The organism is Brevibacterium sp. OS20 (genome assembly GCF_056837565.1).
Map to the genome: position 1 here is coordinate 3540768 of NZ_CM166367.1, position 17161 is coordinate 3557928.

Genomic DNA, 17161 nt, shown 5'->3' on the forward strand with positions numbered 1-17161 from the left:
CTCTCTTCTTCAGGCCGGGCCCGGCTCAGTCCTTGCCGACGAGAGAGCCGACGCCGATGTCGATACCGAGATAATGCATGTGCGCGGCGGTTTCGGCAAGGGCGGCGAAGAGGTTGAAGTTGTGCAGGCTCTCGAAGCCGCGGGACCAGTGCAGGCCCGCCGCGATCGAGTAGACGCTGTGGTCGTCGGTGGCCTCCATGCGGGCGCGGATCTCGCCGAGGCGCTCGTGATGGTGTTCGACGAGTTCGACCTTGCGGTCATGGAGTCCGGCGAAGCGGAAGCCGTGGGCCGGCAGCACCGCCACGTCCTCGTCGAGCTCGCCGATCTTCTCCAGTGAGCGCAGATAATCGCCGAGGCTGTGCGTGATCGCCCCGGAATCGAGGCCGATGTTCGGGGTGATCGTCGGCAGCACATGGTCGCCGGAGAAGAACAGTTTGCCCTCGTCGCGGACGAACGCCGAGTGCCCGTAGGTGTGCCCCGGCGTCCACATTGCCGTCACTCGACCTTCGTCGAGCGGGAGTTCGGTGCCGTCATCGAGGACGTGGATGTTCTCGGGCAGCCGGCTCATCGCCTGTCTGTACAGGTCCATCGAGGCGCTCTTCGACCTGCCCTTGCTCGATCCGACCTGGAGGCTTTCGACTTCGGCCCAGCGGTCCTCGGGGACACCATAGGCGCGGGCGATGTTGAGGTTGGGGTCGATGCCGGTGCCGAGGTCGACGGCGTTGGTGTAGAAGCGTTTGATCGCGCGCAGGTCCTCGCCGTGCATGGCGACCCAGGCGTCGGGGTTCTTCGCGAGGAGTGCGGGCACGAGCCCGATGTGGTCGCGGTGATAGTGGGTGATCGCGATTCCGTGGATATCGGTGACCGTGAAGCCGAGGTCGTTAAGCGCCGAGGTGAGCGCCAGGTACTGATCCTTGCCATCCCAGCCCGGGTCGATGAGGACGACGCCGGAGCCGTCGGCGAGGGCATAGCAGTAGGTGTAGACGAGAGGGTTGTTGGGGATCGGGACCGGGAGGGCCCAGACACCTTCGGCGACCTGTTCGACCGGCGGCAGGACTCGATCCTTCCATGCCGCCGACTGCTGGGAACTGAGCGTTTCGATCGCCATACTGCTCTCACACCTCTCGTGGGGCCACATTGTCCGTTGACTGCAATCTACTCTGTTTCGCGTCGGCGCTGACGGTTCGTTCGATAACTGGGCACGGCACCACCCGATCTGACTACCGATATCGTTGCCGATATTGACGGTTTTCATCGGAAAGGTCACGATTTCACACTGATACCCATCCCGATCCTCGGCGATGGTTTCGTTTTCAGTACCTTGAGCGTTAAGATCATGACGCACATCACTTCCGGGCCGGTCATCGATGGCGACGTCGACGGCCCGGCGGGCGGCAAGACTCATTGGGGAGGATTGATATGGCTGCCTCTGGCTCACTGAAGCGCAACCTCGGACTGTGGTCCATCGTCGGACTCGGACTCGGCTATATGACGCCGACGGTCGTCTTCGACACGTTCGGAATCGTCTCCGAACAGACGAACGGAGCAGTTCCGGCGGCGTACCTCGTGGCTCTCATCGTCATGATCTTCACGGCCTTCAGCTACGGCAAGATGGTCAGGGTCTTCCCGACCGCGGGGTCGGCCTACACCTATACGCGGGAGACGATGTCACCGGGGCTCGGCTTCCTCGTCGGGTGGACCTCCCTCCTGGACTATCTGCTGCTGCCGATGGTCAACTGCCTCATCATCCGGCTCTACATGGAGTCGATGGTCCCCGATGCGCCCCCGTGGGTGTGGGTCATCGTCTATACGATCGTCATGACCGGCATCGTCCTGTCCTCGATGCGGGGGACGGCGAACATCAACGGCATCCTCCTCGTCTTCGCGGTTGTGCTCGTCGCCACGTTCTGCGTGCTCGCCGTCATGCAGCTCAACGCCGGCGAAGGCGCCGGAGTCGTCTTCAGCCCGGAGCCGTTCATCCATCATGGCGTCCACCTCGGCGCGGTCCTCACCGGTGCGACTGTCGTGTGCTTCTCGTTCATCGGCTTCGATGCGGTGACGATGTACACGAACGAGGCGAAGCACGTCAGCCTCATGCCGAAGGCGATCATGCTCACCGTTCTCGCCGGCGGTCTCATCTTCCTCGTCGCCGGCTATTTCGCGCAGCTGCTCTTCCCCGACAATTCGCAGTTCACCATCGTCGACGATCCGCTGCCGGAGATCGGCATGATCACCGGCGGCCACGTGTTCCAGCTGTTCTTCGTGGCTGCGGCATTCGCTGCGACCGCCGCCTCGGGGCTGGCTTCGCATGCGTCGGTGTCGCGGATGATGCTCGTAATGGGCCGCAACGGGGTGCTGCCGCGCAAGGCCTTCGGATACATCAACCCGAAGACGCACACTCCGGTGTTCAATATCGTGCTCGTCGGTGCGGTGTGCCTGCTGGCGATGTCATTCAGCCTCGAGCTCATCTCGGCGCTCATCAACTTCGGTGCGCTCATCGCCTTCACCTTCGTCAACCTCACGGTCATTGCGCACTACGCCTTCCGAACCAAGCAGGTCAAGGACTTCAAGTCGGCGTTCAGCTACGTCGTGATGCCGGCCGTCGGCGCGATCCTCACAGGAGTCCTGTGGGTCAGCCTGCACGGGACCGCGCTCATCGGCGGACTCGTGTGGCTGGCGATCGGCATCATCTACCTGGCCGTGCTGACCCGCGGATTCAAGCGCTCGGTGCGCAGCTTCGACGACCCCGAGGCCGATGCCGAGATGTCCGAACCAGAGGCGCCTGAGGCCGGGGGCGGCGCTGGGACGCCCGGGGCTGGCGAGGCTCCCGAGGCGGGAGCGCCGGTCCGGGACTGAGCGGTCGGCACCTGAGTGCACTATCGACCTAACGGTGCCTATGAGCGGCTTCGAAATTCATACGCGGTGATCTTGATCAGTGCGCATGAATTTCGAACCCGCGAGTTACGACACTTAGCGCTGGGCGTGCCGTTCAAGCGCTGCATCGCTGAAATCCCGTCGTTCAAGGCGAAGCGCGGTTATCGGTAGGTCTGCCTAGAGAAAAGCGCGCTCAGCCTTGAACGAGCGGAAGTGGAGTCTCTGTCGCGGGGCTGGCCCCATGGGAGAATCAGTTCCATGGTGTCCTCGGTCCGCGCAGTCCACTTCAGCCCTACGCATGACTTCAGCAAAGAGCCGATGCCCTCGATCACGCTCATCGAGGGCATCGGCGTCGCCGGTGACGCTCATGCAGGGACGACCGTTCAGCATCGCAGCAGAGTGGCCAGGGACCCGAGCACACCGAACCTCCGACAGGTCCACCTCATCCATGGCGAACTCTTCGACCACCTCAGCGACGAGGGGTTCACGGTGGAGCCGGGCAGCCTCGGGGAGAACATCACCACGGGCGGAGTCAATCTGCTCGAACTGCCGGTCGGCACTCGACTGAGAATCGGTGAGGCGACGGTGGTCGTCACCGGCCTGCGCAACCCGTGCCGTCAGATCGATGACCTGCAGCCTGGCCTGATGAAGCGCCTCGTGTTCAAGGACGACGATGGCCATGTTCGCCGGCTTGCCGGAGTCATGGGCATCGTCGCCCGAGGCGGGGTCGTTCGTCCGGGCGACGCGATCATCGTCGAGCTACCACCCTTGCCGCATCATCCGCTCACCACCGTCTGACAAACTCACTGAAAGCACTGGGACACCCGGCGCTTCCGGCGGGCCTGGTCAAGAAGGACCCTTGCGCGACCGAGTCTGCGCGACTCGGTCTGCGGCAGCGGCAGCGCTAGGACCGTCGTTCAAGCGCTGCACCGCGGGAATCCCGTCGTTCAAGACCAGGCGCGGTTATCGGTAGGTCTGCCCAGCGAAAAGCGCGCTCAGCCTTGAACGAGCGGAAGCAGAGGATTCGCCGCGCGTGATGAAGCGCCGTAGTGAGCAAGTGAAAGCCCCCGAGCTCTTCGCTGTTGACGATGAGCTCAGGGGCTTCTCCCTTGGCGGAAGCGGTGGGATTCGAACCCACGGTGCGGGGTTGCCGCACAACGGTTTTCAAGACCGTCTCCTTCGGCCGCTCGGACACGCTTCCTTCGGTTCTTCCATGCCTGTGACAGTGATGGAGCGAACCCGGCCTGCTCGACGCGAGGTCGAGCCACCATAGTTTCTCACAACCGCAACAGCATCTGCCAATTGACGGTTCAGGAGAGGAGGTCAGTCCTTCTTGCGCTTCTTCATCCGGTTCCGCTTACGCTCGGTGCCCAGGAGGTCATCGAACACAGACCCGCCGGCAGGCTTCGAATCGTCCCGGGACTTATCCATTGATTCGTCGGGCCGTGCCGCGGAATCGTCGCGACTCTTGTCCGGCCGCTCGGAGATCTGCTCGCCGAATGTTCCGCGGTCGCTGCCGGAGTTCTGCGAACGTTCGCTCCACGTGTGGCCGAGCTTCGGTGCGTCCTTCGGTTTGGCCGGCTGCGATTCGTGTCCAGTGCTGTCGGCGTCCTCCGAGGTGGCGCCGCGCGCCGCGAACGAGGCCGGAACTCGTCGGACCGGAGCTTCCGATTCTTCCTCGTCGACGAATTCCTCGTCTTCAGCAGGAGCTGGAGCCACTTCGGGTGCATCGTCCTGGGGCGGGTCCACGGTCGAGTCCTCGACATCGTCGATGTCGGAATCCGCGACCGCGTCAACGGTGTTCTCCGCAGTATCGGCGACCTCGACCTCTTCGGCTTCGGACCTGTCGGTCTCGGAATTCTCGACCGTGGGCTCTGCCGAAGGAACTGCGTCGGCCGCACTCCCATTGGCGGGCGACTCAGCAGCTTCAGGTTCTGCCGCGGCAACTTCGTCCGCTTCGCTGACTGCAGAGGGCTCCTCGACAGTCGGTCCTTCGGAGCCCAACCGTTCGGCCCCCGAGTCCTCGGAGTCTGAGTTCGCGATCGCAGCTGCGACGGCGCCGGAGGTTCCACGGGGCGCCGCAGAGACCGACTCCGAATCGGCGGCGGTCGCCTCGTCGGCGGGTGGAGCCACGGCGAACGCATCGCTCGACGCGACTTCCGCATCCACTTCCGAGTCCTCGGCAACAGCAGCACCGGCTGCGTCGCCGGAAGCTGGAGAGTCCTCGGCCGCATCGGACCCCGCCTCGCCGGAATCAGACCAGTTGAGGCGGGCCTCAGCAGCCTCCTCGGTGCGGGCGGGCTTGCCCTTGAGGACGAGGGTGAGCGTGGCCAGCGGCACGGACAGCCAGTTCGGGCGGTTGCGCAGCTCGGTGACGACCTCGACGAGAAGCCGGTCGACCAGCGCCGCGCGCAGCACGGGATCGCTCAGCCCGATGCTGTCGCCGCGCGCCCGCGAATATCCGGACAGCAGCGAGTTCTGGACCTGCGAGGCCCACAGGTACTCGGGCGAATCGAAGATCGCGCGCAGCGCTCCCGGATCGTTGCCAAAGCCGCTGACGACCAGCGAGCCGTCCTCGGAGTCGAGCGCGTCGGTGCGCTGCAGACGAGCGAAACCGGCAGCGTAGTCGATGCTGCGCAGCAGAGCCACGAGGTCGAAGGCGGCGGGCTTGGGGTCCGAGTCCGTCGAGTCCGTGAACTTCACGACCGAATAGCCGTCGGTGGACGAGCTGACCACATGGTCGAGCGTCAGCTCGCCGTGGATCTTCTGCAGGGTGCCGATGGTTTCGAGGCTCTGCAGCCTGGCACGATGGCCGCGCAGCTCCGGCACCAGCGAATCCAGGGCCAGGGGTGCCCGGCCCAGCGCCCAGTCGATGCGTTCGACCCACTTCTGCACCAGCTGCTTCGTCGGTTCGCCGGCGCCTTCGACGACACCGAATTCGGCGGCCATGTCCGTGTGCAGTTCGCCGATGCGCCGCCCCATCTCTGCGGCGTGGGCGTTGTAAGCCCCGATCGAACCGGAGTCGACGGCGCACACCGTGTTCACGGCTTCTCGCCATGCAGGTTCGGCGTCGACATCGACGTGGGAGAGCAGCGCCATCGGCGCCTCCATCTCCTGGACCTCGAACATGTCGTACCAGCGGCCCGAACCCCAGCCGATGACCTCGGGCACGCTGCGCGAACCCGCCTCGGTGAGCAGAACCGGAATCGTCAGCGACGACGGCATTCCGTTCTCGAGGACGCGGAAGAACGAGAGCTCCAGCGGCTCGTATTCGTCGTGGATGATGACGGTCGACTTGTACTGCCCGGAGTCCGAGACCTCGATCGGGCGGATCTCGACGGGCATGACGTCCTCCGCCCCCACCGTGAGGTCTCCGATCGATGGCTTCGGTGGGACCGCCTCGGCGGCGGTGTTCGTCGATCCATTCGCCGAGGCGGCCGCGCCGTTCGCGGTCACCGGGAACGGCATCGGCGCACGGTCCCGGGCCTCGGTCTTCTCCTGGCTGTGGCGCAGGGACTCGGTGGACAGCTGCCCGCCGTCGAAGACCTTGCGCTTCGTGATCGCGTCGGCCATGAGGTTGACGAAGACGGGATCGGCGGCGCCGTCGTAGACGTAGACGGTGCCGAGCGCGAGGTCGTCGACGCGGCCGATGAGGGCGTGGCGCAGGTGCATATCCTCGGCACCGCGCAGGGTCAGGGGGATGTTGAGGCGACGCAGGGTGGGACCGTCGCCGACGGAGATGACGGTCACGAGACCGGCGAAGCCCCCGAGCTCCTCGGCGGTGTAAGTGAACGCGCGGGCCACCGACATGGGGGTGATGTCGGGGTCGGTCCCGAAATCTGCTGCGAGCTTGGGAAACCACGGCTGTCGGGGTATCCAGCTGGCTAACAGTTGTTCGAGCTCACTGCTGATGGCCATGACGTCTCCTAGAAGGGATTACGGGCATCCTCCATCCAATCATGATATGGGGTGTTCGCGGTCCAGGGCGCACCCGAAACCCCGAAGTCGGGAGCCGAATCACCGGGTTCGGGTAGGTGCGAGGCGGGTACGGGAGGGACGCGGTACTGTCATAGCGGGGCGGGCCGCGGCGAGTTCTCAGCGGCCCGCGGCTGTCCTCATATCGATACGAATTGCCAAATAGCAAGACAAAGGGCGCACAATAGTCTGGTGGTTGAAACAGACATGACTCCCCAGAAGCTCACACTCGCCGGCGAGGTCGAGGCGGCTGCGCTGCGAATTTCCGATTCTGTCATCCTGTCGCCACTTCAGATCTGCGAGCGGTTGACGACCGCGACCGGTTCCACGGTCTACCTCAAGCGCGAGGACCTGCAGATGGTGCGGTCCTACAAGATCCGCGGCGCCTTCAACTTCATGCTCCAGCTCGATGCCGACGAACGCGCCCGCGGTGTCGTCTGCGCCTCGGCGGGCAACCATGCCCAGGGATTCGCCCGGGCCTGCAAGGAACTGGGCATCCAGGGCACGATCTTCGTGCCGAAGACGACGCCGAAGCAGAAGATCGAACGCGTCCGTCACTTCGGCGGGGAGCAGGTGACCATCGAGATCGCCGGCTCCACCTACGATGACGCCTCGGCGTTGGCCCACCGGTTCGCCGAACGCAATGAGGCACTCCTGGTCTCGGCCTTCGACGATATGCGCACCATCGCCGGTCAGGGCACCGTGGCCGCGGAGATCCACGCTCAGCTCGAGACCGACCCGGATTACATCATCGTTCCCGTCGGCGGCGGCGGAGTGCTTGCGGGAATCGCCGCCTATGCGGCCGAACGGATGCCGAACACGAAGGTCATCGGCGCCGAACCCGCCGGAGCCGCCTCGATGATCGCAGCGCTCAAGGCCGGCCACCCCGTGACCTTGGAGAACATCGACCGTTTCGCCGACGGCACCGCAGTGCGCCGGGCCGGCAACATCACCTATGACGTCATCGCCGACCTCGGCCTCGACATCCGCCCCGTCGCCGAGGGCGCGGTGGCCACCGAGATGCTCGATATGTACCAGGTCGACGGAATCATCGCCGAACCCTCCGGTGCTCTGGCCTCGGCCGGGATCGGCGGCCCGGACTCGGACAAGCCGATCACGATCGAACCCGGGTCGACCGTGGTGTGCCTGGTCTCCGGCGGCAACAACGACATCTCCCGCTACCCGGAGATCCTCGAACGCTCACTCGTCCACGAAGGCCTTAAGCACTACTTCATCGTCGACTTCCCGCAAGAGCCCGGTGCCCTGCGCCGGTTCCTCAACGAAGTGCTCGGTCCCGAGGACGACATCGCGATGTTCGAGTACGTCAAACGCTCCGACCGGGAGACCGGACCGGCGTTCGTCGGCATTCAGCTCGGCTATGCCGAAGACCTGCCGAATCTGCTCGAGCGGATGGAGGCCTCGAATATCGAGGTCGAGCGCGTCCACCAGAACTCGCCGATGTTCCGCCTCTTCGCCTGAGCGGCTTCGCTGCCGCCCTGCCTCATCCCGAGTCGCCCTCCACCGAACCCCACCTCGCGGATGCCCCTGCCCACTCGCGCACCCAGCTACTAGAGTGGACGCATGCGCGCTATCACGATCTCCTCCCCCGGTGAACCCGAGGTCCTGCAGGTCACCGACGAACCCACACCAGACATCGCCGCCGACGAGGTCCTCGTCAGCGTCCATGCCGCCGGCGTCAACAGGGCCGACCTCCTGCAGCGCCGCGGATTCTACGATCCCCCACCAGGGGCCACCGAGATTCCCGGCCTCGAGGTCTCCGGCACGATCGAAGAACTCGGCGCCGACGTCACCGGCTGGTCCGTCGGCGACCGGGTGGCGGCTCTGCTCTCAGGCGGCGGATACGCCGAATACGTGCCCGTTCCCGCAGGTCAGCTGCTTCCCGTCCCCGCCGGCTTCGACCTCACCGAGGCGGCCGCCCTGCCCGAGGTGCTGTCGACCGTCTGGTCCAACATCGTCGGCCGCGCAAAGGTGCAGGCAGGCGAATGGCTGCTCGTCCACGGCGGCGGCTCCGGAATCGGAACGGCCGCAATCCAGATCGCACGCCACCTCGGCGTGAAGATCGTCGTGACCGTCGGCTCCGAGAAGAAGGCCGACTTCTGCCGCGAACTCGGTGCCGATGCCGTCATCAACTACCGCGAAGAGGACTTCGTCGAACGCGTCCACGAGATCTGCACCCACGACGACGGGTCGACAGGAGCCGATGTCATCCTCGACATCATCGGCGCGAAATACCTCGAGCGCAATATCAAGGCGCTGGGCACCGACGGCCGTCTCGTCATCATCGGCATGCAGGGCGGAACGAAGACCGAGATCAACCTCGGCTGGCTCATGCAGCCGCGCAAGTCAGTCTCCGCCACGACCCTGCGGGCGCGGCCGAAGGACCAGAAGATCGCCATCGTCGCCGAGGTGGCCGACCGCCTCTGGCCGGCCGTGATCTCGGGCGACATCCGCCCCATCATCCACGAGGCCATGCCGCTGGCCGACGTCGTCCGTGCTCATCAGACGCTGGAGGACGGGGCGAACATCGGAAAGGTTCTGCTCATCGTCGATGAGGAAGGTGCATGAGCAATGACTGAGAATCCCGAGTCCTTAGGCGGCATCCAGAACTCCGCGGGTGACACGAGCACTTCGGACGCAGCGAACACAGACGAGGCGGGGAACGCGAACAGTGTGTCGAACGCCGACGGAGTGCAGGCCGGCCTCGCCAAGGCGCAGCACGATCAGGCGGACGTCTCGTCACCGGCGAAGGTGATGCGCATCGGCACCATGGTCAAGCAGCTGCTCGAGGAGGTCCGTGGTACCGAGCTCGATGAGAAGGGACGCGAGCGCCTCGCCGAGATCCATCGCCGCTCCATCGACGAACTCGAAGATGGGCTGTCGAAGGACCTCATCGAGGAGCTCGAACGCCTCGACCTGCCCTTCGACTCGGCCGACGGTCCCCCGACGACCTCGGAGCTGCGGATCGCCCAGGCCCAGCTCGTCGGCTGGTTAGAGGGTCTCTTCCACGGCATCCAGACCGCGATCATGGCACAGCAGGCCATGGCCCAGCAGATGGCCGGCCGCGGCCAGCTGCCTCCGGGGATGGTTCCGCCCGGAATGACGCCGGCTGACGGGCAGCCCGGCGAGAAGACGAAGTCGGACCGCGACGATCGCGGCACCGGCAACTATCTGTGAAGCGTTTCTTCTCCGGCCTGCGCAAGAAGGCGATTCCGACCGCGGTCAAGGACGATGACCGGTTCGGCACCGGTCTGTGGCGCCACAACCGCGACCGCTTCATCCGCGCAGTCGACCGGTACTACACCACCGCGGTGGCCCTCCACGAGTCACGGGACTCCGGTGGCAGAGCCATCTCGGGAGCCGCCTCGGCGGGATCGTCCGACGGCGAGGCCACGGCCGCCTCGGCGAAGGATCCGATCGACGTCATCGTCGGCGGCACCCACCGGCTCAACGCACTCGTCGACATCGTCGACGACCTCACAGCGACCCTCCATGCCCGCCACCCCGTCACCGGTCAGGTGGTGCCCGGGCCGGCTCGGCAGGCCGTCGGCGACGCACCGGAGCTGCTGACGAAGGCCTCGTCGAAGGTCGGCGAGGCGGTGCTCGCGGCGTCGATGGCACGGTCGGACGGGCCATCGGGACGGTCGATCGACTCGAGCGCGGGGGCCACGGTTCGGTTCATCACGGATGCCGAGGAGCTGCTGGGACGGGCGCGGGAGATTCTCGCTAGGGTGGAGGCATCATGAGACCTCCGATCAGCCCCGATATCCTGCCGCCGGATGACTTCGACCTCGGCCTTGTCGCCAGCGATATCGACGGCACTCTGCTGCTGAACTGGAAGCCGATCTCGACGGCCACGATCGATGCGATCCACCGCTGCCAGGACGCGAGAATCCCCTTCGTGCTCGTCACCGGGCGGCCCATGCGATGGTTGGCGCCGATCGCCGAGCAGATCCCCGACCTCGGTCGCGTCGTCTGCCTCAACGGGGCGGTCGTCTACGACATCGCATCGCAGTCCGTCGTCGATGCCCACACCATCGATACGCAGACGCTGACGGAGATCACCGCGGCGGTCCGCGTCGATCATCCCGAGGCCCGGTTCGCCTACGAGACGCTCAACGGCGGTTTCATCGACCGGGAGTTCGTCACCGGCCGACCGCGTGAGGCCAGGATCATCGACGATGTCTCCGAACTCGCCGGCGAGGACGTCGTCAAGGTGCTCGTGCGTCTGGAGACGAGCGATTCGCAGGCGATGCACGACCTCATCGATCCGCTCGTCGACGGCACTTGCCATGCCTCGTTCTCCGAGCCGGACAACGGTCTTGTCGAACTGGCACCGTATGGGATCACGAAGGCGAAGACGCTGTCGGATCTATGCGACCACCTCGGAGTGGCGCGGGCGCAGGTGATGGCGTTCGGGGATATGCCCAACGACATCGAGATGCTGTCGTGGGCCGGGCACGGGGTCGCCATGGGCAATGCGCTGGGGTCGGTCAAGGCGATCGCAGCGGCCGTGACCGAGGCAGTCGACGACGATGGCGTCGCCCGCTACCTCGACGCCGTCTTAGACACCCGCCCCAACTGACCCCAATTACTATCTGACGGCGGCCCAGCTACCTCGCGCGAGGTTGCTGGGCCGCCGTCGGGTAGTAATTAGGGGCGGGTGTTGGTGGTGCCCTCTGCTTCGAGGAGCGCTGAGTCGAGGCTGAAGTAATCGACCAGTGCCACCGCCAGTCCGTCGTCGTCGACCGAATCGGTAACCACGCTCGCGAGCACCTTGAGTTCGTCCTTCGACTGCCCCATAACGATTCCGTGTTCGACCCATTCGATCATCTCGAGGTCGTTGAGTCCGTCTCCGGCCCCCACAGTGTGAGCGTGCTTGACCCCGAGTTCCTCGGCCACGATCTCCAGACCGCTGGCCTTCGAGACCCCGTCCGGGGCGATGTCGAGCCAGTTGCTCCAGCCCACCGAGTAGCTGACCTCATGCAGTCCGAGCGAGTCCACGGCGGCGGCGAACTCCTCGGCGGTGCCGTTGACTTCGCGCATGACGATGCGGGTGGCCCGCTTGGTCAGCAGCTCGTCGAAGTCGACGATGTCGAGGGTGTCGGATTCGGCGAGTTCGCCGACCGGGAACGCCCCGGACGCCCACCGGTGCAGGTCCGGATCCTCGACGAGGAACAGCGCCGTCGGCAACGCCGCGTGCATCTGCTCGAGCGCATCCTTCGGGTCGAAGGACACGACATGGTGCAGCTCCCACCCCAACGGCAGCTCCGGGTCGAGGCGGACGACGACCGATCCGTTCGAGCACACGACGAAGCCGTGCTTGAGGTCGAGCGCGTGGACGACCTCGAGCGCTCCCGGCAGGGCACGGCCGGTGGAGACCACAAGGTGGTGGCCCTCCTCGGCGAGCCGATCGAGCACCTGCTTCACCGACTCCGACAGGGTTCCGTCGTAGCCGACGATCGTGCCGTCGACATCGAGTGCGATGAGGTGCGGGGTCAATGTGTCTCCCAACGTATGCGTGAATCTTCTTGTCGTTCTTCCCGGCGCCGAGGCGACCGAACCCGACCGAGTCCCGTCGAGTTCCGCCGCACGGTCAGTTCCCCGCGTCCCGGCACAGGCTCAGTAGCGCGGTCCTTCCGGTCCCTGTGCGGTCATCCCGCCGAGGTAGGGCCGCAGTGCCTCGGGCACCGTGACCGAGCCGTCCGCCTGCTGATGGTTCTCGAGGATCGGCACGAGCCAACGCGTGTTGGCCATGGTTCCGTTGAGGGTGGCGACGGGCCGGGTCGATCCGTCGCGGCGTTCGCGGATCTGCAGGCGGCGGGCCTGGAATGTCGTGCAGTTCGACGTCGAGGTCAGTTCCCGGTAGGTGCCCTGAGTCGGCACCCAGGCTTCGCAGTCGAACTTGCGGGCGGCCGAGTCACCGAGGTCGCCGGCGGCTGTGTCGATGACCCGGTAGGGCAGCTCGCACAGTCCGAGCATCTTCTCCTGCAGGGACAACATCCGCTCGTGTTCGGCTTCGGCGTCCTCGACCGGGACGTAGGCGAACATCTCGACCTTCTGGAACTGGTGGACGCGGATGATTCCGCGGGTGTCCTTGCCGTAGGAGCCGGCCTCGCGGCGGTAGCAGGAGGAGATGCCGGCGTAGCGCAGCGGACCGTCGGAGAGATCGATGATTTCGTCCATGTGGTAGCCGGCCAGGGGCACCTCGGAGGTGCCGACGAGGAACAGGTCGTCGGCTTCGAGGCGGTACACCTCATCGGCGTGCTCACCGAGGAACCCGGTGCCGCGCATGACTTCGGGACGGACCAGGGTCGGGGTGATGGTCGGGCTGAACCCGGCCTCCTCGGCGACGTCGCGGGCGAGGTTGAGCAGAGCCATCTCGAGCTTCGCGCCGAAACCGGTGAGGTAGTGGAAACGCGATCCGGAGACCTTTGTTCCCCGCTGGGTGTCGATGGCCTTCAGCTTCTCACCGATCTCGAGATGATCGAGCGGTTCGAAGCCGTCTTGGGTGAAGTCGCGGGGAACGCCGACGGTCTTGAGCGTCACGAAGTTCTCTTCGCCGCCGGCAGGGATGCCGTCGATGATGAGGTTCGGGACCTTTGACACGAGCTGGTCGAAGGCGAAAGTGGCTTCTTCGGACTCCGCGGACAGCGACTTCACGGCCTCGGACTTCGCCTTGCCCTCGGCGATGAGTGCCGGCTTGTCCTCTTTCGGTGCCTTCGCGATCTGGGAGGAGAACGACTTCTGATCCGCTCGTGCGTCTTCGAAGGCGGTGATGGCCGCGCGACGAGCGGAATCGGCGGCGATGACCTCGTCGATGAGCTCGACGGATGCCCCGCGAGCCTCCTGCGATGCCTTGAACAGGGCCGGGTTGTCTCTGAGAAGCGCTAGATCGATCACCCTCTCAGCTTAACGGGCCGGGCGTGTTTTCGACATTCGGCACTCAGCCTGCACACGACCGGAGCACTGTAGATTTGGGACATGATCATCGAGTTGGACCCCCTGATGACCTGGGTCATCGTCATCGGTGCCCTCGCCGTGCTCGTGGCCGCGTTCCTCATCGGCCGCCGCAACGGCGTGCGACGCACGCTCAACACGATGAGACGCTACGTCCACCCGGCGAACCTCGCCGACGAGGCAGTCGATGATGCGGCCCGATACCGTGCCGCGCTCATCGTCAATCCCACAAAGACCGATGTGCGCAAATTGGCCGCCACCGCCGAGGCGATCTGTCGTTTCGAGGGATGGAACCCTCCGCTCGTGCTCGAGACCACCCCCGAGGATTCCGGTGAGGGGGCCACGGTCCGTGCCCTCGACGAGGGAGTCGACGTCGTCATCGCCGCCGGCGGGGACGGCACCATCCGCGCGGTCGCCTCGGCGCTGGCCGGCACCTCCACTCCGCTGGGGATCGTGCCGTTGGGGACCGGGAATCTGCTCGCCCGCAATATCGACCTCGTCCTCGACAAGACGGAATGGGCGCTGCGGATCGCGCTGTGGGGACGCAACCGGGAGATCGACGTGGGGACGGCGAAGATCGCCCCCGACGGCGATACCCATGTCTTCACCGTGATGACCGGACTCGGCTTCGACGCCGCGGTCATGGCCGATACCAATGACGATCTCAAGGCCCGCCTCGGATGGCTCGCCTACGTCGAAGCGGGATCGCGGAAGCTCACCGGCAAACCCAGTCATGTCAAGGTCACGTTCGACGACGAATATCGGATCTCGGCCAGGGTGCGTTCGGTGCTCGGCGGCAATTGCGGCCGATTGCAGGGAGGCATCCAGCTGCTGCCGCAGGCCGTCATCGACGACGGCATGCTCGACGTGCTCATCGTCAGCCCGAAGAACCTCGGCCAATGGGTCGGCGTGCTCGCATCGATCGCCGGCCGCCGAGCCTCACGCGGGCTGCACACGAACATCCGGAAGTGCCGAAAGGTCGTCATCGAAGCCGGCGACGAGGTCGATATTCAGATCGACGGAGACCCGCTGGGACAGTCGTCCTACCTGGAGATGGAGGTCGACCCCTCCGCCCTGACCGTCCGCGTCCCCACCGTCGAACAGCGCAAGCAGATCCGCGCCGAGGCGTGGCCGGTCTAGCTCAGAACCGCTGAATTCGCGCGGCCGACGCGTCCCCTCGCCGAGGCGGCACTGACAGCCATTCTTTTACCGACGAGTAGGTCACGAAACGGTTAAAGAAATTCACCTAAGTGTTACCGCTTTTAAACCTGAACAAAACGTACAGAAATAGTTTGGAAAACCCTCAGAACCTAGGATGAGTGCCGTATCACACCCCTCGCCACAGAGATTGAAGGCACTCCAATGAAGAAGATCATCCTCGCGCCGGCAGTCGCGCTCGCGTTCACCGGGCTTGTCGCGAGCCCGGTCGCTGCCGCGGAATCGACGTCTGCCCAGTCCGCCTCCACGCAGAAGGCCGAGCAGAAGAAGGTTGAAGCCGCAAAGGCCGAAGCCAAGAAGAAGGAAGAGGCCAAGAAGGCCGCGGCTGAGAAGGCCGAAGCCGAGAAGAAGGCAGCCGCGGAGAAGGCGGCAGCCGAAAAGAAGGCCAAGGAAAAGGCCGAGGCTGCCAAGAAAGCCGCCGACAAGAAGAAGGCGGACGAGAAGAAGGCCGCCGAGGACAAAGCGGATAAGAAGGACGAGGCAAAGACGCCTCCGAAGAAGGTCGATCCGAAGCCCGCTCCTGCCCCCAAGGACGAGGACAAGGACTCCAAGGACGACGACAAGTCCGAGGACAAGGCCAACCCCATCAACGCCTCGGTGCAGGTCACCTCGGGTGAAGTCACCGCCGAGGAGCTCCACGAGGACGGTGTGACCGTCAAGGTCACCGGCCTCGAGAAGGGCGACAAGGTCGCCGCCAAGTCCGGCCTGACCGGCCCGGCCGTCACCGCTCAGGGTTCGACCGCGACGATGAAGCTGCGTTCCGCCTCTGAGGTCTCGCAGGAGTCGGTTTCCTTCGCAGTCCAGGTACAGCGGGAAGACGCCGACACCAAGACCCTCACCGGCGCCGCCGAGGTCGATGTTCAGGCAGAGGCCGAACCGACGGTCTCGCTCAACACCACCGAGATCTCGCAGAGCGATTTCGACGAGAACGGCATCGAGGTCACCGGTGAGGGCTTCACCCCGAACGGCACTGTCACCGTCGTCGGCGGCAACGCAACGTCGCCCTTCGCGACCCAGGAAGTCGAAGCCAACGCCGACGGCGAGATCTCCGCAACCCTGAAGTTCGAGGGCGACGAAGCACTTCCGGCCGGCGATTACTCCGTCTGGGGCGTCGACCAGGAGTCCGAAACCAACTCCCCGGCTCAGGACTTCACCATCACCGAAGACGACGCTGTCGATCCGATCGATGCCTCACTGAAGGTCGATCCGAAGGAGATCACCGCCGAGGATCTCGCCAACAAGGACAAGGGCGTGACCGTCACAGTCACCGGCGTGAAGGCGGGTGACAAGATCACCGATTCCCTCACCGGTGAGGCCGAAACGGCAGAGGCCGACGGCGACTACAAGCTCCACCTCTGGTACGAGGGCAACCCCGACAACCTCGAGGTCGGCGAGGTGCCATTCACTGTCACCATCGACCGCGAAGGCACCGAGTCGGAGACCCTCAACGGCACCATCAACGTTGTCGGCGAAGACGACGGGGACGACGGCAACGAAGACGGCAATGACGACGGCAAGGATGACGGCGACGACGGAGACGACGGCGAGACCGAAGCTCCAGCCGAGGCTTCCTTCACGGTTTCGCCGAAGACGATCGAGGCGGCGGACTTCGCCAACGAGAAGAAGGGCGTCACCCTCGCCGTCGAGAACTGCGGGCCCGGCGCAGATGTCCACTTCGAGGTCAACCCGAAGGGCATCAACGTCACGGCCTATGAGAACACCGTCAAAGCTGACGACGAAGGCAATGCCTCGGTCAACGTCTTCGGCACCTCGTCGGATGTCTCCGCCTACGTCGGTGCGTACACCGCAACCGCAACTTGCGGCGACGACACCATGAAAGACTCCTTCACAGTTACCGAAGGCGCCAATGGCGGCGGATCTGACGGCGGGGACAACGGCAATGCCGGCAACGGCGGTGGAGATGACGGCAGTCAGCTGCCTCGCACCGGTGCCGACCTCGGTGGACTGACGACGGGAGCCCTGCTCCTCCTCGTCGGTGGTGCCGCGATCGCACTGACCGGCCGCAAGAACAAGTTCGGACAGACTCCGACGAGCTTCTGATCCGAGCCAGGCGGATGACCTGAATCGAGAGGGAGGGGCGGCTCAGCACACGCTG

The 17161-nt window shown here is 65.1% G+C and carries 13 protein-coding genes and 1 tRNA gene; 9 read left to right on the forward strand and 5 right to left on the reverse strand.

Annotation, left to right across the window (positions count from 1 at the left end; all coding sequences use genetic code 11):
* Positions 1-25: 25 nt before the first annotated feature.
* The gene (locus tag ACVZTU_RS15835) at positions 26-1108 is read right to left on the reverse strand and encodes an MBL fold metallo-hydrolase (protein WP_482400815.1); all 1083 of its coding nucleotides are present in this window, start codon (positions 1106-1108) and stop codon (positions 26-28) included.
* Between the two features lie 311 nt (positions 1109-1419).
* Between ACVZTU_RS15835 and ACVZTU_RS15840 the strand changes: the two genes are divergently transcribed.
* Positions 1420-2856 (forward strand): APC family permease, encoded by a 1437-nt coding sequence (locus ACVZTU_RS15840; RefSeq protein WP_482400816.1) that lies wholly within the window; start codon positions 1420-1422, stop codon positions 2854-2856.
* A gap of 276 nt (positions 2857-3132) precedes the next feature.
* Positions 3133-3672, forward strand: a complete 540-nt coding sequence (locus ACVZTU_RS15845; RefSeq protein ID WP_482400817.1) for an MOSC domain-containing protein — start codon at positions 3133-3135, stop codon at positions 3670-3672.
* Between the two features lie 312 nt (positions 3673-3984).
* Here ACVZTU_RS15845 and ACVZTU_RS15850 read toward each other — a convergent pair.
* Together ACVZTU_RS15850 and ACVZTU_RS15855 are read right to left on the reverse strand one after the other, a co-directional pair.
* Positions 3985-4075, reverse strand: a tRNA-Ser gene (locus ACVZTU_RS15850).
* Between the two features lie 122 nt (positions 4076-4197).
* Positions 4198-6792 carry a maltokinase N-terminal cap-like domain-containing protein gene (locus ACVZTU_RS15855; protein WP_482400818.1) on the reverse strand — a complete coding sequence of 865 codons (2595 nt, stop codon included), beginning with the start codon at positions 6790-6792 and terminating at the stop codon, positions 4198-4200.
* 264 nt (positions 6793-7056) lie between these two features.
* On the opposite strand from ACVZTU_RS15855, the gene ilvA reads away from it, so the two are divergent.
* The 5 genes from ilvA to ACVZTU_RS15880 all read left to right on the forward strand — a co-directional run bounded on the left by ilvA (position 7057) and on the right by ACVZTU_RS15880 (position 11452).
* Complete coding sequence (gene ilvA, locus ACVZTU_RS15860; RefSeq protein ID WP_139468263.1) at positions 7057-8328, forward strand: threonine ammonia-lyase IlvA; 1272 nt, start codon at positions 7057-7059, stop codon at positions 8326-8328.
* A 102-nt stretch (positions 8329-8430) separates the two neighbouring features.
* Positions 8431-9435 (forward strand): NAD(P)H-quinone oxidoreductase, encoded by a 1005-nt coding sequence (locus tag ACVZTU_RS15865; protein WP_482400819.1) that lies wholly within the window; start codon positions 8431-8433, stop codon positions 9433-9435.
* Positions 9436-9438: 3 nt separating this feature from the next.
* Positions 9439-10044, forward strand: a complete 606-nt coding sequence (locus ACVZTU_RS15870; protein WP_482400820.1) for a proteasome activator — start codon at positions 9439-9441, stop codon at positions 10042-10044.
* Positions 10041-10613: a hypothetical protein gene (locus tag ACVZTU_RS15875; protein ID WP_482400821.1), complete on the forward strand. Its 573-nt coding sequence runs from the start codon at positions 10041-10043 to the stop codon at positions 10611-10613. The genes ACVZTU_RS15870 and ACVZTU_RS15875 overlap by 4 nt, the downstream gene beginning before the upstream one ends.
* Positions 10610-11452, forward strand: a complete 843-nt coding sequence (locus ACVZTU_RS15880) for an HAD family hydrolase (RefSeq protein WP_482400822.1) — start codon at positions 10610-10612, stop codon at positions 11450-11452. Before ACVZTU_RS15875 ends, ACVZTU_RS15880 begins: the two co-directional genes overlap by 4 nt.
* A gap of 68 nt (positions 11453-11520) precedes the next feature.
* On the opposite strand, the gene ACVZTU_RS15885 is transcribed toward ACVZTU_RS15880, so the two are convergent.
* Entirely contained in the window at positions 11521-12369 is an 849-nt protein-coding gene (locus tag ACVZTU_RS15885) for an HAD family hydrolase (RefSeq protein ID WP_376914008.1), read from the reverse strand.
* A gap of 120 nt (positions 12370-12489) precedes the next feature.
* On the reverse strand, positions 12490-13770 hold the full coding sequence (gene serS, locus ACVZTU_RS15890) for a serine--tRNA ligase (protein ID WP_139467941.1): 1281 nt from the start codon (positions 13768-13770) through the stop codon (positions 12490-12492).
* 81 nt (positions 13771-13851) lie between these two features.
* Between serS and ACVZTU_RS15895 the strand changes: the two genes are divergently transcribed.
* Both ACVZTU_RS15895 and ACVZTU_RS15900 read left to right on the forward strand, forming a co-directional pair.
* On the forward strand, positions 13852-14967 hold the full coding sequence (locus ACVZTU_RS15895; protein WP_229664159.1) for a diacylglycerol/lipid kinase family protein: 1116 nt from the start codon (positions 13852-13854) through the stop codon (positions 14965-14967).
* Between the two features lie 222 nt (positions 14968-15189).
* A complete protein-coding gene (locus ACVZTU_RS15900) occupies positions 15190-17106 on the forward strand; it encodes a hypothetical protein (protein WP_482400823.1) in 1917 nt (638 codons plus the stop codon).
* The last annotated feature ends 55 nt before the right edge of the window (positions 17107-17161 follow it).